The sequence below is a fragment of the Streptomyces sp. NPDC020422 genome, from assembly GCF_044386705.1.
In the GTDB taxonomy this organism is placed as follows: domain Bacteria; phylum Actinomycetota; class Actinomycetes; order Streptomycetales; family Streptomycetaceae; genus Streptomyces.
In genome coordinates, this window is the sequence record NZ_JBIRVJ010000006.1 from 493095 (window position 1) to 512005 (window position 18911).

Below are 18911 nucleotides of genomic sequence, written 5' to 3' on the forward strand. Positions count from 1 at the left end.
TTCAGCCCCGCTGGTGGTGCCTGCTACTCCGCGGCGGCGGTGGCCGCCTCGGCCCGGGCCGTGGCCTCGGCGGCGGCCTTCTTGGCCCGGTTCTTGATGATCAGCATCGAGGCGATGCCGATGAGGACCGCGAGGACCAGGCCGAGCCAGGAGAAGCGCTTGAGCCAGGCCTCGGCGACGATGCCCACGGAGTAGATGACGGCGGTGGTGCCGCCGGCCCAGAGGATGCCGCCGAAGACGTTGGCGAGGAGGAACTTCCAGTACGGCATGCGCAGCACGCCCGCGAGCGGTCCGGCGAAGATGCGCAGCAGGGCGACGAAGCGGCCGAAGAAGACCGCCCACATGCCCCACTTCTCGAAGGAGCGCTCCGCTAGGGCGATGTTGGCCTCGCTGAAGTGCTTGGGGAACTTGGTGCCGAGCTTGGTGAGCAGCGGCCGGCCGCCCTTGCGGCCGATCGCGTAGCCGATCGAGTCGCCGATGACGGCGCCGGCGCTGGCACAGGCGCCGAGGACGTACGGGTTGATCTCGCCGTGCTGCGAGGCGAGCAGCGCCGAGCTGACGAGGACGATCTCGCCGGGCAGCGGGATGCCGAGGCTCTCGACTCCGATCACCACCGCGACCAGCGCGTAGACGGCGACCGCGGGGATCGTCTCCAGCCACTCCTGGACGTGCACGCGGGTTCCTCTCCCGTATCGGCGACCGAACCCCGGCAGCCTACCCGGTCACGGCGCACCGACCCGGGTCTCGGCCGTCAGGTGGAGCGCCCGGGAGGAGGAGCCGACCCACAGTCTGCGGCGGCCGGTGCCGAGGACCCAGCGGTGCCGGGCGGGGTCCCAGGAGGAGAGGGTGCGGGCGGTGACCCGGACGGTGACCCGGCGCTGTTCGCCGGGCGCGAGCCGGAGCCGCCGGTAGCCGGCGAGGATGCGGCGCGGCTGGTCGATGCCGAGGGCGGCGAGGTCGGGTGAGGGGCCGGCGTAGACCTGGGCGACCTCGATGCCGGTGCGGGTGCCGGTGTTGACCACGGTGAAGGCGATGTCGAGGCCGTCGTCGGCGCGCGTGATCCACGGGGCGGCGTAGACGAAGGTGGTGTACGAGAGTCCGTGGCCGAAGGGGAAGAGCGGGGTCTCGTCGTGGGCGTCGTACCAGCGGTGGCCGACGTGGATGCCCTCGCCGTACTCCTCGACGCCGTCCTTCCCCGGGTAGCGGCGGGGGTCGCCGGCGGTGGGGTGGCGGTCCTCGGTGGCGGGGAAGGTCTGGGTGAGCCGGCCGCCGGGGTCGGCGTCGCCGAAGAGCACGGCCGCGGTGGCGGCGGCGCCCTCCTGGCCCGGGTAGTACATCTGCAGCACGGCCGCCGTCTTCGCCAGCCAGGGCATGGTGACGGCGGAGGAGGTGTTGAGGACCACGGTGGTGCGCGGGTTGGCCGCCGTCACCGCCTCGATGAGGGCTTCCTGGCGGCCGGGCAGGGCGAGGCTCGTGCGGTCGCGGCCCTCGGTGGCGTCCTCGTAGGCGAAGAGCACGGCGCTGTGCGCGGCCCGGGCGGCCGTGACCGCCTCGGCGAGGTCGGCGGCCCGGGTGGCGCCGTTCGCCGCGCGCAGCCGGAAGAGCTGGCCCTGGGCGCCGCCGCGGGCGGTGACGGTGAGGGTGTGGGTGCCCGCGGCGAGCCGGCGGTCGGCGCGGCGCACGCTCAGGCCGTCGGCGGCGCGTCCGCCGAGTCCGCCGGTGAAGTACCCGGCGACGCCGGGCCTCACCGGGAAGAGGTCGTCGCCGTCGAGGGTGATGTGGGGGCGCGTGCCGCTGTAGTGGACGAAGAAGCTCCAGTCGTCGTCCGCGGTGGTGGTGAGGGTGCCCCGGTGGCTCCAGGTCTCGTGGGCGGCGACGCCGACGGCGTCGAGGTCCCGCGCGGGCCGGGTGGCGGGAAGCGGCTTGCCGTAGGGGTCCTCGCCGAGGGCGTACGTGACGGTGGCGCGGGCTCCGGCGCGGGTGCGCAGGGCGTCGAGCGGGCTGGTGGCGGTGTCGGGGACGACATGGGCGCTGCCGCCGCCGCTGACGAAGGGGACGGCTCCGGAGGGGCCGATGACGGCGATCGAGCGGGCGGCCCTGCCGGTGAGGGGCAGGGTCCGCGCGGTGTTGCGGAGCAGGGTGGCCCCGGCGGTCGCGACGCGGAGCGCGAGGCGGGCCCCGGCCGCCGCGTCGCGCGCGGGGCGGGTGGTGGCCTCGTCGAGCAGGCCGAACCGTTCGCGTACGGACAGCAGGCGGCCGACGGCGGTGTCGACGGCGTCCCGCGGAACCCGTCCCTCGGTCACGGCCCGGCGCAGGGCGGCCCCGAAGTAGGTGCCGCCGGGCATCTCCATGTCGCAGCCCGCGGTCAGGGCGGCGTCGGTCGAGTGGACGGCCCCCCAGTCGCTCATGACCCAGCCGTCGAAGCCCCAGAGTCCGCGCAGGACGTCGGTGAGCAGGGCGCTGTTCTCGGTGGCGTGCACGCCGTCGACCTTGTTGTACGCGGCCATGACGGCGCCGGCTCCGGCGGCGACGGCGGCCTCGAAGCCGCGGAGTTCGGTCTCGTGGAGGGTCTGTTCGCCGGCCCGGACGTCGACGGACATCCGGTCGTGTTCCTGGTTGTTGAGGGCGAGGTGCTTGACGGTGGCGACGAGTCCCTCGCCCTGGATGCCGCGGATCTCCTCGGCGACGAGGTCGGCGGAGAGCAGGGGGTCCTCGGAGAAGGTCTCGAAGTTGCGGCCCGCGTAGGGGGTGCGGATGAGGTTGACCATCGGCGAGAGCAGCACGTCCTGGCCGAGTGCGCGGCCCTCGTGGCCGATGACCCGTCCGTAGGCGCGGGCGAGCGCGGGGTCGAAGGCGGCGGCGAGCATCACGGGGGCGGGCAGCGCGGTGGCCCGGCGGACGACCCGGACGCCCGCGGGTCCGTCGGCGAGCCGCAGCGCGGGGATGCCGAGCCGGGGGATGCCGGGCACGTATCCGGCCTGGCCGAGTCCGGCGGGGTCGGTGGCGCCGTGCAGCAGCGCGGTCTTCTCGTCGAGGGTGAGCTGGGCCAGGAGCGCGCTGACGCGCTCGCTCAGCCGCGCGGCGGCCGGGCGTGCGGTGCGGCCGCCCGGCGGGGCCGGTGCGGCGACGGCGCGGCCGCCGCCGGCGGTGACGGCGGTGACGGCGGAGAGCGTCGCGGCTCCGGCGAGGGTGAGGAGGAGCCGCCGCCGGGTGGGGCGGGGCGCCGGGGCCGTGGCGGACTCGTCCTGTTCCTGGCTGGCGGCGTGGGGCACGGCGGCGCTCCTTCGGACCGGCACGATTCCTGCGATCATGCGCTTACCGCACTATGCGTGACGGTTCGTCCGTTTCGGTGCCGCCGTGCCGGGGACCGCCCGTACGGGCAGCCCCCGGCGTCGGTCAGGAGTTGGGGCGGAGCGTCCAGACCACGGTCATCTCGCCGGTGACGGCGCCGTCCTCGCGGGTGATGTCGATGCGCACGGGGAACTCGGGGCGCTCTCCGGCGTCGAGTTCGGCGACGACCTCGGCGGCGGGGCGGCCGAGGGTGGCGGTGGCGGTGACGACGCCCATGGCGAGCTTCTTGTAGCCGATCTCGGCCTTGACGGCGAGCGGCACGGCGCGGCCGAGCTGGTCGCCGAAGGCGGCGAGGACGATGGCACCGCTGGCGGACTCGGCCAGGGTGAACATGGCGCCGGCGTGCGGGCCGCCCACGTGGTTGTGGTAGTCGGCCTGGTCCGGCAGGCGCACGACGGCGCGCTCGGCGGTGGTCTCCAGGAACTCCAGGTTGAGGGTCCTGGCCATGGGCACCGTGGCGGCGAGCATCTCGCCGACGGTCATCTGGTCTGCGCTCATGACCCGTGATGTTACCCACGAGTAGCAGTCTTCGCCATCCCCGCACGGGGGCGGGCGTAGCCGGTCGGGCACCTCCCCTCTATCGTTACTCGCCATGTGGCCAGGACAGCAGCCGCCCGGGGGCGAGCAGAACCCGCAGGACCAGAGTCAGAACCCGTACGCGCAGCCGGGCCAGCCCGGCTACGGACAGCCGAACCCCTATGCGCAGCCGGGGTACCAGCAGCAGCCCAACCCGTACCAGCAGCAGCCCGGCCAGCCCGGCTACGGACAGCAGCAGCCGTACGGGCAGCCGGGCGCCAACCCGTACCAGCAGCCGACCGTGCCGCAGTACCAGGTGCCGGGACCGGTGCAGCCGGGCGGCGGGGACGGCGGCAAGAAGAAGCAGACCACCCTCGTGGCGATCGTCGCCGCCGTCGCCGTGCTCGCCGCGGCCGGAGTGGCCGGCTACCTCGTGCTCGGCAAGGACGACGACAAGAACGACCAGGCCGACGACCCGAAGCCGAGCCAGTCGGCGAGCTCGGCGCCGGCGCCCACCTCGGCCCCGCCGCTCGACAACCCCAGGGGCGGCGCCGACCACCAGCCCGTGATCCCCGGCTGGAAGGTCGTCTACAACCCCAAGTACGGCACGCTGTTCGACGTACCGCCCGAGTGGGAGGTGTCGAAGGTCGGCATGATCACGTTCTTCGAGGACGAGAAGAAGGGCGACGGCTCCCCCGTCGTCACCATGTCCTCGCCCGCGCACTTCAAGAGCAACTGGTGCGCCTACGACACCGACAAGAACGGCAGCCAGGAGACCTGGGGCCTGAGCACCGCCGGCACCAAGGGCGGCCAGGGCGCGAAGAACACCGACGAGGCCGCCTACAACGAGGCCGGCAACTGGGTGTGGGCCGGATACGCCCAGCACATGCCCAAGGGCACCATCAAGATCACCAAGGCCGTGCCCTACACCACCAAGTCCGGCCTCAAGGGCAGCATGGCCACCGCCACCGCGCCGGGCATCAAGAAGCGCAACAAGTGCGAGTCGGACGGCAAGTCCCTCGCGTTCTCCTTCAAGAACGCCAAGGGCGACTTCTCCTCGTTCGTGCTGTACGCCGCCGCCGGCGTGAAGCAGGAGCTGCCGAACGCCACCGTGCAGCAGATCCTCTCCACCGTACGGCTCGCCCCTGAGCCCCCGGAGTCGTCCTGAACCACGTACGGATACCCGGCTGGGCCGGGCGGAACTACCTGCTGCTGACCGCCGCCGCGATCATCACCAACCTGGGCACCCACGGCGCCCTGATCGCGGCGGCGTTCGCCGTCATCCAGTCCGGCGGCGACGGCGGCGACGTCGGCCTGGTGGCGATGGCCCGCACCCTCCCCCTGGTCCTCTTCCTGCTCATCGGCGGCGCCGTCGCCGACCGGGTCCCCCGCCACCGGGTGATGGTCGCCGCCAACGCCCTCAACTGCGTCTCGCAGGCGGTCTTCGCCGTGCTCGTCCTCACCGGCGAGGCCCGGCTGTGGCACATGATGCTGCTGACCGCCCTGTGCGGCACCGGACAGGCCTTCTTCAACCCGGCCGCCGAGGGCATGCTGATGTCCAGCGTCAGCGGCGAGCAGGTCAGCCGCGCCTTCGCCCTCTTCCGGATGGCGATGCACGGCGCCGGCATCGGCGGGGCGGCGCTCGGCGGCGCGCTGATCGCCGCCGTGGGCCCGGGATGGGTGCTCGCCGTCGACGCGGCCGCCTTCGCCCTCGCGGGCGCGCTGCGCGCCTTCCTCGACGTCCGGCACATCCCTGAGCGGACGGCGGGCGGCGGACTGCTCGCCGATCTGCGCGAGGGCTGGGACGAGTTCGCGAGCCGCCCCTGGCTCTGGGCGATCGTCGCCCAGTTCTCCGTCGTGGTGGCGCTGGTGGGCGCCGCCGAGTCCGTGTACGGCCCGCTGGTCGCCCGGGACCAGCTCGGCGGCGCCCGGCCCTGGGGACTCGCGCTCGCCCTGTTCGGCGTGGGCACGCTGGCCGGCGCCCTGCTGATGGTCCGCTGGAAGCCGCGCCGGATGCTGCTCGTGGGCACCCTGTGCGTCTTCCCCATCGCGCTGCCCTCGGCGGCGCTCGCCGTCCCGCTGGACGTGGTCGGGCTCTCGGCCGCGATGTTCGTCAGCGGTGTGGCGATCGAGGTGTTCGGCGTCTCCTGGATGACGGCGCTGCACCAGGAGATCCCGGAGGAGAAGCTCTCCCGGGTCTCCGCCTACGACTGGTTCGGCTCGACGGCCATGCTGCCGCTCTCCACCGCACTGGCCGGACCGGCGGAGAGCGCCTTCGGGCGGAGCAACGCGCTGTGGGGCTCCGCGACGCTGATCGTGGTGGTGACGGCCCTCGTCCTGCTCGTGCCCGACGTGCGCCGGCTGACCCGCCGTACGAAGCAGGTCTCGGGCTCGGCGCCCGCGGCGGGAGCGCCCTCAGCCGATGCCGAAGGCTCCCTCCGGGGGCACGGGTGACGGCACGGCCTCCGCGTCGCGGACCGGCCGCGCGTCACCGGTGAGGCGCGCCAGCGGCTCGCCCCACTCCACGCGCGCCGGGAAGGCGTCGGCGGCCGTCCGCCGCGCGAGGCGCGCGGTGTCCACCGGCCGGTCGGAGGCGACGAGCACCGCGTTGCCGAACCGGCGCCCGCGCAGCACCGCGGGCTCGGCGATCAGCGCGAGCTCGGGGAAGACGGCGGCGAAGGTGGCCAGTTGGGAGCGGAGGAAGGCGAACGGGGCCCCGTCCGCCAGGTTGGCCGCGTAGGTCCCGCCGGGCCGCAGCACCCGGCGGGCCTGCCGGGCGTACTCGACCGAGGTCAGGTGGGCCGGCACCCGCGAACCGCCGAACACGTCGGCGACCAGCACATCCGCCGAGTCGTCCGGCGCCGCCTCCAGCCACTCCCGGGCGTCCGCCCCGTGCACGGCGATCCCCGAGCCCTCGGGCAGCGGCAGATGCTCGCCGACCAGCGCCAGCAGCCCCCGGTCCGCCTCGACGACGTCCTGCCGGGACCCGGGCCGGGTGGCGGCGACGTACCGCGGCAGCGTCAGGGCCCCGCCGCCCAGGTGCAGCACGTCGAGCGGCGCACCCTCCTCGGCGGCGTGGTCGAGGACATGGGCGAGCCGCTGGGCGTACTCGAACTCCAGGTGCGCCGGGTCGTCGAGGTCCACATACGACTGCGGCGCCCCGTCGACGGTGAGCAGCCACCCCCGCTCGGTGTCCACGTCGGGCATGAGCCGCGCGGTACCCCAGTCGACGTCCCGGATGACGGGAATCTGCTCGTTCACGCCCTCATTGTGCCCGGACGGCCGGGGGGCGCGGCGGGCGGGCGGCTCGGGCGGTGTGGGCGGTTGGGCAGCGTGGGCGGCTCGGGGAGCGCGGGCGGCTCGGGCGGCGTGGGCGGCGTGGGCCCGCGGCACGGACGCCACGGGCCCCCCGGGGGCCGGCCGGCGGGGGGGGCGGCTGAGCCGGCCGGCGGGGGCGGCCCGAGCCGGCCGGCGGGGGGCCGCTTCTGGCGGGGACGCTCAGAGGACCTCCGTCACCGTCCCGGCGCCGACCGTCCGCCCGCCCTCGCGGATCGCGAAGCCGAGGCCCGGCTCCAGGGGCACCTCGCGGCCGAGCTCGACGCTCATCGTGACCGTCTCGCCCGGTCGGGCCACGCCCTGCTCGCCGAGGTCGACCGCGCCGACGACATCGGCCGTGCGGAGGTGGAACTGCGGCCGGTAGCCGGTCGCGACGGGCGTGGTGCGGCCGCCCTCGCGGGCGGAGAGCACGTACACGCGCGCCGTGAAGCGGCGGCGGGGCACCAGACTCCCGGGCGCCGCCACCACGTGCCCGCGTCGCACCTCGCCCCGCGGCACACCGCGCAGCAGCAGCGCCACGTTGTCGCCGGCCTGGGCCGACTCCATCGGCTTTCCGAAGGTCTCGACCCCGGTCACCACGGTCTCGGTGCCCGTGCCGGGGACCTCGACGCGGTCGCCGACCCGCACGGTGCCGCGCTCGACGGCCCCGGTGACGACGGTGCCGCGGCCGGTGATGGTGAGCACGTTCTCGACGGGCATCAGAAACGGCGCCTCCACGTAGCGCACCGGCACCGGCACATAGGTGTCCACGGCGTCCAGCAACGCCTCGATCGACGCCGTCCAGCGCGGGTCCCCCTCCAGGGCCCGCAGTCCGGAGACGCGGACGACGGGCACGGTGTCGCCGCCGTAGCCGTGCGCGGTCAGCAGCTCCCGCACCTCGAGCTCGACCAGGTCGGTGAGCTCGTCGTCCGCGCCGTCGGCCTTGTTGAGCGCGACGACGATGTGGTCGACGCCGACCTGCCGGGCGAGCAGCACGTGCTCGGCGGTCTGCGGCATGATCCCGTCGCGCGCGGAGACGACGAGGATCGCCCCGTCGAGCTGGGCCGCGCCCGTGACCATGTTCTTGATGTAGTCGGCGTGCCCGGGCATGTCGACGTGGGCGTAGTGGCGGGTCTCGGTCTCGTACTCCACGTGCGCGACGTTGATGGTGATGCCGCGGCGCGCCTCTTCGGGGGCGCGGTCGATCCGGTCGAGCGGGACGTAGGCGGTGGCACCGCCGGTGCCGCGCTCGCTGAGGACCTTGGTGAGGGCGGCGGTCAGGGTGGTCTTGCCGTGGTCGACGTGGCCCATGGTGCCGATGTTGAGGTGGGGCTTGGTGCGCGCGTACGCCTGCTTGGGCATGGCTGAATCGCTCGTTTCGGTGCTCGAAGCGTGGGTGGGGACCCCGGGGCCGGACCGACCCTCCCCCTCTGGGGTCCGCCGGTCGGTCCGGGGAGGGTCAGCTTCGGTCGCCGCCGAGCGCGCAGGCCGGGACGCCTGCGGAGACGAGGACGGCAGCCTTCGGCGCGTCCGCGACTGCGGACGGCGCTGCGAGGAAGGCGTACCGGGACATGCCCACGATCATGGCCGCCCGGGGCGTCCGAGTCGACCGGATTTCCGCGCGCTCAGAGGTTCTTGAGGGCCTCGCGCACGGAGAGCGGGGAGAGCCGGGAGGCGTGCCGCGCCACGAAGGCGCGCACCTCGGCGGGGTCGGTCTTGGCGTATTCGCGCAGGCTCCAGCCGATCGCCTTGCGGATGAAGAAGTCGGGGTGGCCGGAGCGGAGCAGGCAGTAGGAGAAGAGGCGCTCGGTGTCGGTGGCCTCCTTGAAGCGCAGCTGGTGCAGGAGCGCGGTGCGCGCGACCCACAGGTCCTCGTCGGCGATCCACTCGTCCATGCGGGCGGCGAGCGCGGGATCGGCGGCGACGAGCGGGCCGACGACATGGGCGGCGAGGTGGTCGACGGTGTCCCACCAGGAGACGGTGGTGACGAGGGTGCGGGCGACCGGCAGGAAGGCGGAGGAGCAGCGCTCCGCGTGGCGGCGCAGATAGTCGACGGCGAAGTAGTGGTACTCGCGCTCGGGCAGCGCGAAGCAGCGCAGCGCGACGGCGGCGCAGTCGGCCTCGGCGGGGGCGGGCGTGCCGGCCAGGACCGTACGGGACAGGGCGCGGCGCTCGGGGGTGCGCAGCCCGAGGAAGGGAGCGACGCCCTTCATGTACGCGATCATCTCCTGGGCCCGGAAGGGGTCGCCGGCCGCGGGATAGACCTCCGTGAGCCGGGCCAGCAGGGTGTCGGCGAGGGCGCTCTCGGGGACGGCGGGAGCCGCGGCGGGGGTCATCGCCTCACTGTAAGGGCGGCCTCTGACAGCTGCCGGGGCCACGGCGCGGGGCGACCGGGCATGACGCTCGTTACGGCGATCACATCCCGGTTTCGGTTAGTCTCCCCGGATGTTCGAGCCCGTGTCCGTCCGCCGCTCCAGGGCGCTGCTCTCGCCCAAGGCCCGGCTGACGTATCTCGCCGTGATCCTGCTGGCCGCGGGGTCCTCGGTGCTGCTCTTCGAGCCGCAGCGGCTGCTGTCGGCGGGCTGGCCGGCCCAGCTGAGCGGCGCGGGCGCGGTGCTGGTCTTCGGCCTGGCGTACGGGGTGTGCACGGCGGCCCTCGTCCCGCGGCCCCTGCTGAACCTCGCGGCCGGTGCCATGTTCGGCACCCAGTTCGGCTTCGCCGCGGCCCTCGGCGGCACGGTCCTGGGTGCCGGCATCTCCTTCGCGCTGGGCCGGACGCTGGGGCAGGAGGCGCTGCGCCCCTATCTGCGGGGCCGCTGGCTGCGGGCGGCGGACGGGCAGTTGAGCCGGCACGGCTTCCGTTCGATGCTGGCGATCCGGCTCTTCCCGGGGATGCCGTTCGTGGTGGCCAACTACGGCGCCGCGGTCTCCCGCATGAAGTACGTGCCCTTCCTGCTGGCGACCGCGCTCGGCTCCGTGCCCAACACGGCGGCCTATGTGGTCGCGGGCAGCGAGGCCACCTCGCCGACCTCGCCCGCCTTCCTGATGTCCATGGGCTTCATCGTGCTGTCGCTGGCCGCGGCCGCGGTGGTCGGCTGGCGCAAACGACACCGCCTCCGCGGGCCCGCGGAGGGCGTGGCGGAGGCGGAGCGCGAGCCGGCGTCGGTCTGATGTCGGTCTGATCAGCCGGTGGTGACGGTCGCCGTGCCGACCACGGGCAGGTGGTCCGACACGGTCGAGAGCGCCGGGTCGGCGAGGACCTCGCAGGAGCCGAAGGAGCTCTGGGTGAAGAGGTAGTCGTACTTGCGGTCGGTGCGCAGGTCCGTGTCGGTGTCGTCCCACATGGTGCCCGAGCCCTTGCGCGCGGTGCCGCCGGTGCCCTGCTCGCACTCGCGGTACCTGGCGTACAGCGGGGCCAGGACGCCGCTGTCCTCGGAGCTCTTCGGGTCGTCCGGGGGCCGCGAGTTGAAGTCGCCGCCGAAGACGGTGTCGTGTCCGTCGCCGACGATCTCGCCGAGCCGCTGCACCTGCTCGGCGCGGTACGAGAAGCCCGCGCGGGCGTCGTGGTCCTCGCCCTTGGGGGTGAGGTGACTGGTGCAGAGCCGCACCGGGGTCCCGCTGGTGCGGCGCACGCAGAGCGCCTTGAGGAAGAGGCCGGCCTTCGGCGAGTGGAGTTCGAACTCCTCCCGCTGGCCGAAGGTGCCCTTCACCGCGACGGCGATGCCCTGCACGCCGATCAGCTGCGGCCCGCGGCAGCGGAAGTCGGAGGTGGCCTGCGGAGCCGGGTAGCGGGGCGGGTACGCGGCGGTGGCGCTCGGGGCGGCCTGGACCGTGCTGCCGAATCGGCTCTCGGCGGGGCGGGTGTACGGCAGGAACGCGATGGTCCAGCCGGGCAGCTTCTCGCCCAGCAGGGTCACCAGGCTCTTCTCGGCCGTCTTGCCGCCGTCGTGGTTCTTGTCGTTCTTGACGTCGTCGCCGCAGACCTCCTGGAGGAAGACGGCGTCGGCGTTCTTGCCGACCGCGAGGTTCGCGATGTTGGTCGCCTGCAGGTCCGGCTGGTTCTGCGCCCGGCAGCTCCCGCTCTCTCCGCAGACGTTCCAGGTGAGCACCTTCACGCTGCTGGTGGTGGCGCCCGTGCCCTGCTCGCGGGGGCCGTCCTGTCCGGCGGAGTCCCGCACGGCGGCTCCCGCGTACACGAGTCCCGCGACGGCCACCACGGCCAGCGCGGAGCCGAGTCCCCGACGTATCACGATTCCCCTCCGTCCCCCGATGATCACCCGGAGTATAGAGTGCCCGCGAACGGGCGATCGAAGGGGGAAGCATGGCGGGACAGTCGGGAGCCGGCCGCCGGGACCGGTGGACGATGGCGCTGCTGCTGACGGTGGCGGTGACCGCGGCGGTGATGCCCGGATCCGCCGGCGCCGCGGTCACCCAGCGGACCCGTGCCGCGGACCTGAACGGCGACGGCACCGCCGACGTCGTCGTGGCCTCCTCGGCCCGCCTCACCCGCTGGCAGGACACCGCCGTGGGCGCGTCCGACCTGGGCGGCTCGGTCTACGTCCTGCCCGGCGGCACGAGCGGCGCGCGGCCCGCGGGGTCCCTGGTCAACCAGGACAGTCCGGCGAGCGTGCCCGGTGCCTCCGAGCTCGGCGACACCTTCGGCCAGACGGTCGCGACGGGCGACTTCGACAACGACGGCAAGGCCGACGTGGCCTTCGGCAACCCGCACGAGGCGATCGGCACCGTCGCCGACGCCGGGGCCGTGACCGTCCAGTACGGGCAGAGCGCGGCCCCCTACCTGGGCGCCGGTGCGGGCGGGCTCACATGGATCGACCAGAACGCCGCGGGCGTGCCCGGCGACAACGAGCCTGAGGACCGTTTCGGCAGCAGCCTGATCACCGGCTACTTCAACGCCGACGCCTACGCGGACCTGGCGATCGGCGCCCCCGGCGAGGCCGTCGGCACGGCCTTCGAGGCGGGCCGGGTGACCGTCCTGTACGGCGGCCCCACGGGCCTCACGGCCACCGGGGCCCAGTCCTTCGACGGCTCGGTGGCCGGGGCGGCGGAGCCCTTCGACCACTTCGGCGCCTCGCTCGCCGCGGCCGACCTCAGGGGCGACGGCCAGGACGACCTGGCCGTGCTGGCCTCCGGCGAGTACATCGGCGGGGTCGACGCGGCCTGGGGCGCCGCCGTCGTCCTGACCGGCGCGGCGGGCGGGCTCGACGCCGGCTCCCCGGCGGTGGTGAACGTCGGGGACACCGGAACCTCCGGCCACATCCGCGCGCTGGTCGCCGGCCGCTTCCACGGCTCCGCCTACGCGGACCTCGCTCTCTTCGCCGACCAGCGGCGTGGCGCGGCGCCCGGCTCCGGCGCCGTCGTCGTGGCGCCCGGTGGCTCCACCGGCGTCGGCGCCGCCCCGGTCGTCGCCCTCCCCAGCCCCTCGTCCGCCGCGGGCACCTACTTCGGCGGCTCGCTCGCCGCCGGCGACGTGAACGGCGACGGCCGCGACGAACTCGCCGTCGGTGCCCTGCGCGGCGCGGGAGGCAGGGGCAGCGTCTCCCTCTTCGTCGGCGACCCGGCCGGCCTCACCGCACGGCCGAGCGCCACCTTCACCGAGGACACCACCCCCCTCGCGGCCACCGCCAAGCCGGGCGAGGGCTTCGGCTACGCCGTCTCCCTCCAGGACCACACCGGCGACGGCCGCGCGGAGCTCCTGGTGAGCGCCCCCTGGGAGGACGCCACCGCCCCGGTGGCCCGCATCTCCACCACCGGCTCGGTCCTCTTCGAACTGGGCGTCACCGTCCCGGCGTCCGGCCCCGCGGCCGTCGACTCCGTCCTGACCACCCGCGGCTTCGCCCCTTCCGCCTTCGGACCGGGCGGGGTGGGCCTGGCGGGCGGCGTCACGGCGCTGACCGAGAACGGCGTCGAGCCGTCACCGTGGCTGGACCGGCTTCCGCCGTTCGCATAGGGAGTGTGGCTATCTGATCCAGAATCCTGGATCCGATAGCCACTATCCAATAGCCGACGGCCGACATCGGTATCCGATACCCGGATCCGATACCGGGATCCGATATCCCCCATCCGTCACACCGCCTCGACGATCATCGCGTTCGCCAGCCCGCCCGCCTCGCACATCGCCTGGAGCCCATAGCGCCCGCCCCGCGCGCGCAGCGCGTGGACCAGCGTGGTGGTGAGGCGGGTGCCGCTCGCTCCGAGGGGGTGGCCGAGGGCGATGGCGCCGCCGTGGACGTTGACCTTGGCCGGGTCGGCACCGGTCTCCTGCTGCCAGGCGAGGACGACGCTGGCGAAGGCCTCGTTGATCTCGAAGAGGTCGATGTCGGCGAGGTCGAGGCCCGCGCGGCGCAGCACCTTCTCGGTGGCGGGGATGACCCCGGTGAGCATCAGGAGCGGGTCGGAGCCGGTCACGGCGAAGGAGTGGAGCCGGGCGAGCGGGCGCAGGCCGAGGCGGTGGGCGGTGTCCGCGGCCATCACGAGGACGGCGGAGGCGCCGTCGTTGACGGGGCTGCTGTTGCCCGCGGTGACCGACCAGTCGATCTGGGGGAAGCGCTCGGCGAAGCCGGGGTCCTGGAAGGAGGGGCGCAGCCCGGCGAGGATCTCGGGATTGGTCGTGGGCCGCACGGACTCGTCGCGGCGCACGTCCCCGTACGGGACGACCTCGGCGTCGAAGAGGCCGGCCGCCCAGCTGCGCGCGGCCTTGGCGTGCGAGGCGGCGGCGAACTCGTCCATGGCCGCGCGGCCGATGGACCACTTCGCGGCGATGAGCTCGGCGCTGATGCCCTGCGGGACCAGGCCCTCCGGGTAGCGCTCGGCCACGCCGGGCCCGAAGGGGTCGGCGCCGGGCGGCACGTTGGACCACATGGGGACCCGGCTCATGGACTCGACCCCGCAGGCCACGACGATGTCGTAGGCACCGGACTGCACGCCCTGGGCGGCGAAGTGGACGGCCTGCTGCGAGGAGCCGCACTGCCGGTCGACGGTGGTGGCGGGCACGCTCTCGGGCAGTCCGGCGCCGAGCCAGGCGTAGCGGGTGGTGTTCATGGCCTGCTCGCCGACCTGGTCGACGGTGCCGCCGATGACGTCGTCGACGAGGGCGGGGTCGATCCCGGCGCGGTCGACGAGGGCCCGCAGGGTGTGGGAGAGCAGGGCGACGGGGTGGACGCCGGCGAGGGCTCCGCCGGGCTTGCCCTTCCCTATCGGCGTACGGACGGCTTCGACGATGACGGCGTCACGCATGACACGGCTCCAGGACTGTGAGTTGGAAAACTGGACCAACACGCGTCAGTAACATAGCCCAGTCGGTTGGATTTCCAAACCCTCACCCGCCCGTCTGCCTTAGTCTTGGGCGCATGAAGGCCGCCCCCCGCCCCTGCTCCATCGCCGACACCCTCGCGCTCGTCGGCGAGAAGTACGCCCTCCTCGTGCTGCGCGAGGTCTCCCTCGGCGTCCGCCGCTTCGACCGGATCGCCCGCAACACGGGCGCACCGCGCGACATCCTCACCGCCCGCCTCAAGCGGCTCGTCGAGGCGGGGATCCTGGAGAAGGTCCCGTACAGCGAGCGCCCCAAGCGCTACGAGTACCGGGCGACCCCCGCCGGCGAGGAACTGCAGCCGGTCCTGGTGACCCTGATGGCCTGGGGGGACCGCCACCTCAACACGCAGCTGCACCCGACGGTCCTGGAGCACAGCTGCGGGGAGGCGCTCAGCCCGCGCGTGATCTGCGCGAGCTGCGGCGACGAGGCGGACACGGCGAGCCTGAAGGCCCATGTCCAGGCGCCCGGCTGGACCACCACGGGCCCCACGGACGGCTGAGCCCGGCGCCACGACCGCCGGAGTCCGGCGGGCCGAGGACGGAGCCCGGCCCCACGACGCCCTGCGGACGGGCCCGTCATCTTGGGACGGTACGCTGCGCACCGACCTTCTGACCGCACACGTACATACGGGACGGCCCTGGCCCCATGAGTTGGTTCGAATCATTCATCCTCGGACTCGTCCAGGGGCTGACGGAGTTCCTTCCCATCTCCTCCAGCGCGCATCTGCGGCTCACCGCCGCGTTCGCGGGCTGGGAGGACCCGGGTGCCGCGTTCACGGCCATCACCCAGATCGGCACCGAGACCGCCGTCCTCATCTACTTCCGCAAGGACATCGCGCGGATCGTCACCGCCTGGTTCCGCTCGCTCTTCGACAAGGCGATGCGCTCGGACCACGACGCCCAGATGGGCTGGCTCGTCATCGTCGGCTCGCTGCCGATCGGCGTCCTCGGCGTCACGTTCAAGGACCAGATCGAGGGCCCCTTCCGCGATCTGCGCCTGATCGCCACCACGCTCATCGTGATGGGCATCGTGCTCGGCGTCGCCGACCGGCTCGCGGCCCGCGACGAGATCGGCGGCCGGCACCGGGCGATCCGCGAGCGCAAGTCGCTCAAGGAGCTCGGCGTACGCGACGGCCTGATCTACGGCTTCTGCCAGGCGATGGCCCTGATCCCGGGCGTCTCGCGCTCCGGCGCCACCATCTCCGGCGGCCTGTTCATGGGCTACACCCGCGAGGCGGCGGCCCGCTACTCGTTCCTGCTCGCCATCCCCGCGGTGCTCGCCTCCGGCGTCTTCGAGCTGAAGGACGCGGGCGAGGGGCACGTCTCCTGGGGCCCGACGATCTTCGCCACCGTGATCGCCTTCGGCGTCGGCTACGCGGTGATCGCCTGGTTCATGAAGTTCATCACGACGAAGTCCTTCATGCCCTTCGTGATCTACCGGATCGCCCTCGGCATCCTCCTCTTCGTCCTGGTCGGCACGGACGTCCTCAGCCCCCACGCGGGCGAGTCGGCCGGCTGACCGAGCCACCAGGGGTACCGGGAAAGGGCCCGCACGGCCTCGGCCGTGCGGGCCCTCGCGCGTGGCGGTGACGCCTACGCCCCGGCGACCAGCATCCCACCCATCGCCAGCATCGTCGCCGCGACCAGTCCGTCCAGGACGCGCCAGGCCTTCGGCCGGGAGAGCAGGCCGCTCAGCAGTCGGGCGCCGAAGCCCAGCGCGAAGAACCAGGTCAGGCTGGCCAGGGCGGCGCCCGCACCGAAGGCCCAGCGCAGGTCACCGCGGTCGGAGGCGAGGGAGCCGAGCAGCAGCACGGTGTCCAGGTAGACGTGCGGGTTCAGCCAGGTCATCGCCAGGCAGGTCAGGACCGCCCGCCGGGCCGAGGCGGCCTGGGGGCCGTCGGCCGTCAGGGCCGCGGCCGGGTCGGGGCGCAGGACGCGGCGGGCCGCGAGGAATCCGTACCCGAGCAGGAAGGCCCCGCCCAGCAGGCCCACCGCGGTGAGCGCCGCCGGCCACGCCGTGACCACCGCGCCGACCCCCGCCACGCCGAGCCCGATGAGCACCGCGTCCGACACGGCGCAGATCGCGACGACCGCGAGGACGGCGTGCCGCCGCGCGCCCTGGCGCAGGACGAACGCGTTCTGGGCGCCGATGGCGACGATGAGGGAGAGTCCGGTTCCGAAACCGGCGAGTACGGCGGCGAGGAGGCTGCTGGTCATGACCTCGACCGTAGGGACGCCGTACGGATGAGTACAGCTAAAGATTCTTACGTACCCTTAGCCGTACTTATGGATGAGCTTCCCCTGGACCAGGTCCGGACCCTGCTCGCGGTGGTCGACGAGGGCACCTTCGACGCCGCGGCCGCCGCCCTGCACGTGACCCCCTCCGCCGTCAGCCAGCGCGTCAAGGCGCTGGAGCAGCGCACGGGCCGGGTCCTGCTGATGCGTACGAAACCGGTGCGCCCCACGGAGTCCGGCGAGGTGGTGGTGCGGTTCGCCCGCCAGCTGGCGCGGCTCGAACGGGACGCCCGCAGCGAACTGGGTCTCGCCGCCGAACAGGGTGCGGCGCGCGTCCCGATCGCGGTCAACGCCGACTCCCTGGCCACCTGGTTCCTGCCCGCGCTCACCCGGGTCCCGCAGGAGCCGCCGATCTGCTTCGAGCTCTACCGGGAGGACGAGTCGCACACCACCGCCCTGCTGCGCGAGGGCCAGGTGATGGCCGCCGTGACCTCCTCGCCCGACCCGGTGGCCGGCTGCACGGTGCGGCGGCTCGGCCTCGCCCGCTACCGGGCCGTGGCCGCGCCCGAGTTCGCCGCCCGGCACCTCACGGGGTCCCTGGCGGCGGACCTGGCGCAGGCGCCGACCGTGGTCTTCGACCGGCGTGACGCCCTCCAGGACGCCTTCGTCCGCTCGCTCACCGGGGGACTCTCCGACGCCGGACGGGTCCGCCACCTGGTCCCCACGTCCGACGGCTTCCGGGACGCGGTGGCCTTCGGCCTCGGCTGGGGCATGGTGCCCGAGCCGCAGGCCGGACCGCTCCTGCGGGCCGGCCGGCTGGTGGAACTGGCGCCGACCCGGCCCATGGACGTCCCGCTGTACTGGCAGCAGTGGAAGCTGGACTCGCCCGCCCTGTCCACGGTCGCCGAGGTGGTGGCGACGGCCGCCGCCGAGGCGCTCCTCGTCGACCGGGGAGGCCGCTCCCCCGGGCACCCGTGACACCCCGGAAGGGCCGTCTCAGGCCTGGTACGGGACCCGCGCCAGCTCCTGGATCCCGCCGAGCGTGCCCCACTCGTTCTTGCCGAGCCGGGACAGCGGCCTCATCAGGGTCATCTCCGGGTGTCCGTCGACGAGCACCGACTCCTCCACGGCCGCGTGCACGACCCGCCCGAAGACGACCGTCGAGTCGCCGATCCGCAGCGTGCTGTGCAGCACGCACTCCAGGGCCACCGGCGACTGCGCGACCCGCGGCGGTCGCACCCGCAGGCTCGGCTCGCGCTCGACGCCGCACGCGTCGAACTCGCTCGTCCCGCGCGGGAAGTCCGTCGCCGTCGCGTTGACCTGCTCGAAGAGCCCCTCGGGAGCGAGGTTCACCACGAACTCCCCCGTCTCCTCGACGTTGCGCAGCGAGTCCTTGCGGCCCACCGAGGTGAACTGGACGACCGGCGGCACGACCGAGGAGATGGTGAAGAAGGAGTGCGGGGCGAGGTTGTCCGTCCCGTCGGCCCCGGTCGTCGACACCCACGCGATGGGGCGGGGCACGACCGTCGCGGTGAGCAGCCGGTAGAAGGGGTTCGGGCCGGTCTGCTCCGGATCGATGTTCATGCGCATGGCCGAAAGTATGACGGGTCTCGTACCAAGCCCTGCACGCACGCCCCTTGGCCCCGCGCCCGCTCTGCCCGACACTGAACCGATGACGCAGCGCGTGGATCTCGCGACCGTGATGGACCGGCTGGCCATCGACGACCTGGTCACCGGCTACGCGGCGGCCGTGGACGACTCCGACTGGGCCGCCTACCGCGCGCTGTTCACCCCGGACGGGCGCGCCGACTACCGCGGCTCCGGCGGAATCGAGGGCCCGGCCGCCGAGGTCGCCGACTGGCTCGCGGAGACGATGCGGCTGTTTCCCGTACGCCAGCACCTCATCGTCAACCGGCGGGTGCTCATCCAGGATCTGGGGGGCTATCCGGGAGACGCCGCGACCGTGCGCGCCGACTACCTCAACCCCATGCGGTTCGAGTCGGGAGAGGACTTCGTGTGCGGCGGGCGCTACGCCTTCACGTTGCGGCGCGCGGGCGGTGGCTGGTTGCTGCGTTCGGTCGTCGTCGAGGAGAAGTGGCGCCGGATGTGACGGCCCCCGGCCGGGCCACGCGCACACTGGTGGGGGTGCACCCGGACGAGGTCCG

At 73.7% G+C, this 18911-nt stretch carries 18 protein-coding genes; 8 read left to right on the forward strand and 10 right to left on the reverse strand.

Translation table 11 applies throughout. The annotated features are described in order from the left end of the window. Positions 1 to 23: 23 nt before the first annotated feature. The 3 genes from ACH414_RS19230 to ACH414_RS19240 all read right to left on the reverse strand — a co-directional run bounded on the left by ACH414_RS19230 (position 24) and on the right by ACH414_RS19240 (position 3834). Positions 24 to 674, reverse strand: a complete 651-nt coding sequence (locus ACH414_RS19230; RefSeq protein ID WP_382533468.1) for a DedA family protein — start codon at positions 672 to 674, stop codon at positions 24 to 26. A 48-nt stretch (positions 675 to 722) separates the two neighbouring features. After that, a complete protein-coding gene (locus ACH414_RS19235) occupies positions 723 to 3272 on the reverse strand; it encodes a glycoside hydrolase family 3 C-terminal domain-containing protein (protein ID WP_398942584.1) in 2550 nt (849 codons plus the stop codon). A 124-nt stretch (positions 3273 to 3396) separates the two neighbouring features. Beyond that, positions 3397 to 3834: a DUF4442 domain-containing protein gene (locus ACH414_RS19240; protein ID WP_382534215.1), complete on the reverse strand. Its 438-nt coding sequence runs from the start codon at positions 3832 to 3834 to the stop codon at positions 3397 to 3399. A 109-nt stretch (positions 3835 to 3943) separates the two neighbouring features. Here ACH414_RS19240 and ACH414_RS19245 point away from each other — a divergent pair, with 109 nt between their 5' ends. Next, the gene (locus ACH414_RS19245; protein ID WP_382533465.1) at positions 3944 to 5035 is read left to right on the forward strand and encodes a hypothetical protein; all 1092 of its coding nucleotides are present in this window, start codon (positions 3944 to 3946) and stop codon (positions 5033 to 5035) included. Further along, the gene (locus ACH414_RS19250) at positions 5032 to 6321 is read left to right on the forward strand and encodes an MFS transporter (protein WP_382534213.1); all 1290 of its coding nucleotides are present in this window, start codon (positions 5032 to 5034) and stop codon (positions 6319 to 6321) included. Before ACH414_RS19245 ends, ACH414_RS19250 begins: the two co-directional genes overlap by 4 nt. On the opposite strand, the gene ACH414_RS19255 is transcribed toward ACH414_RS19250, so the two are convergent. From ACH414_RS19255 to ACH414_RS19265, 3 genes are all read right to left on the reverse strand, one after another. Next, positions 6283 to 7128 (reverse strand): spermidine synthase, encoded by an 846-nt coding sequence (locus ACH414_RS19255; protein WP_382533463.1) that lies wholly within the window; start codon positions 7126 to 7128, stop codon positions 6283 to 6285. The genes ACH414_RS19250 and ACH414_RS19255 overlap by 39 nt on opposite strands. A 237-nt stretch (positions 7129 to 7365) precedes the next feature. Beyond that, a complete protein-coding gene (tuf, locus tag ACH414_RS19260; protein ID WP_382533461.1) occupies positions 7366 to 8544 on the reverse strand; it encodes an elongation factor Tu in 1179 nt (392 codons plus the stop codon). Between the two features lie 263 nt (positions 8545 to 8807). Continuing rightward, positions 8808 to 9518, reverse strand: coding sequence for a DNA alkylation repair protein (locus ACH414_RS19265; RefSeq protein ID WP_391770338.1), 711 nt, complete (start codon positions 9516 to 9518; stop codon positions 8808 to 8810). A 109-nt stretch (positions 9519 to 9627) separates the two neighbouring features. Here ACH414_RS19265 and ACH414_RS19270 point away from each other — a divergent pair, with 109 nt between their 5' ends. After that, positions 9628 to 10353, forward strand: a complete 726-nt coding sequence (locus ACH414_RS19270) for a TVP38/TMEM64 family protein (protein WP_398942588.1) — start codon at positions 9628 to 9630, stop codon at positions 10351 to 10353. Between the two features lie 11 nt (positions 10354 to 10364). Here ACH414_RS19270 and ACH414_RS19275 read toward each other — a convergent pair whose 3' ends face one another. Further along, positions 10365 to 11432 carry an endonuclease/exonuclease/phosphatase family protein gene (locus tag ACH414_RS19275; protein ID WP_398942590.1) on the reverse strand — a complete coding sequence of 356 codons (1068 nt, stop codon included), beginning with the start codon at positions 11430 to 11432 and terminating at the stop codon, positions 10365 to 10367. A 71-nt stretch (positions 11433 to 11503) separates the two neighbouring features. On the opposite strand from ACH414_RS19275, the gene ACH414_RS19280 reads away from it, so the two are divergent. Then, positions 11504 to 13150 carry a hypothetical protein gene (locus ACH414_RS19280; RefSeq protein ID WP_386568455.1) on the forward strand — a complete coding sequence of 549 codons (1647 nt, stop codon included), beginning with the start codon at positions 11504 to 11506 and terminating at the stop codon, positions 13148 to 13150. A gap of 116 nt (positions 13151 to 13266) precedes the next feature. On the opposite strand, the gene ACH414_RS19285 is transcribed toward ACH414_RS19280, so the two are convergent. After that, positions 13267 to 14436 (reverse strand): thiolase family protein, encoded by a 1170-nt coding sequence (locus ACH414_RS19285; protein WP_398942591.1) that lies wholly within the window; start codon positions 14434 to 14436, stop codon positions 13267 to 13269. A gap of 113 nt (positions 14437 to 14549) precedes the next feature. On the opposite strand from ACH414_RS19285, the gene ACH414_RS19290 reads away from it, so the two are divergent. Then, positions 14550 to 15011 (forward strand): winged helix-turn-helix transcriptional regulator, encoded by a 462-nt coding sequence (locus ACH414_RS19290; protein ID WP_382533451.1) that lies wholly within the window; start codon positions 14550 to 14552, stop codon positions 15009 to 15011. 146 nt (positions 15012 to 15157) lie between these two features. After that, on the forward strand, positions 15158 to 16030 hold the full coding sequence (locus ACH414_RS19295) for an undecaprenyl-diphosphate phosphatase (RefSeq protein ID WP_382533450.1): 873 nt from the start codon (positions 15158 to 15160) through the stop codon (positions 16028 to 16030). 74 nt (positions 16031 to 16104) lie between these two features. On the opposite strand, the gene ACH414_RS19300 is transcribed toward ACH414_RS19295, so the two are convergent. Beyond that, positions 16105 to 16728 carry a LysE/ArgO family amino acid transporter gene (locus tag ACH414_RS19300; RefSeq protein WP_398942594.1) on the reverse strand — a complete coding sequence of 208 codons (624 nt, stop codon included), beginning with the start codon at positions 16726 to 16728 and terminating at the stop codon, positions 16105 to 16107. 69 nt (positions 16729 to 16797) lie between these two features. On the opposite strand from ACH414_RS19300, the gene ACH414_RS19305 reads away from it, so the two are divergent. After that, complete coding sequence (locus ACH414_RS19305) at positions 16798 to 17724, forward strand: LysR family transcriptional regulator ArgP (protein ID WP_382533446.1); 927 nt, start codon at positions 16798 to 16800, stop codon at positions 17722 to 17724. Between the two features lie 18 nt (positions 17725 to 17742). Here ACH414_RS19305 and ACH414_RS19310 read toward each other — a convergent pair whose 3' ends face one another. Next, positions 17743 to 18336: a flavin reductase family protein gene (locus ACH414_RS19310; RefSeq protein WP_382533444.1), complete on the reverse strand. Its 594-nt coding sequence runs from the start codon at positions 18334 to 18336 to the stop codon at positions 17743 to 17745. Between the two features lie 82 nt (positions 18337 to 18418). Here ACH414_RS19310 and ACH414_RS19315 point away from each other — a divergent pair, with 82 nt between their 5' ends. Beyond that, the gene (locus ACH414_RS19315; protein WP_382533442.1) at positions 18419 to 18856 is read left to right on the forward strand and encodes a nuclear transport factor 2 family protein; all 438 of its coding nucleotides are present in this window, start codon (positions 18419 to 18421) and stop codon (positions 18854 to 18856) included. Positions 18857 to 18911: the final 55 nt, after the last annotated feature.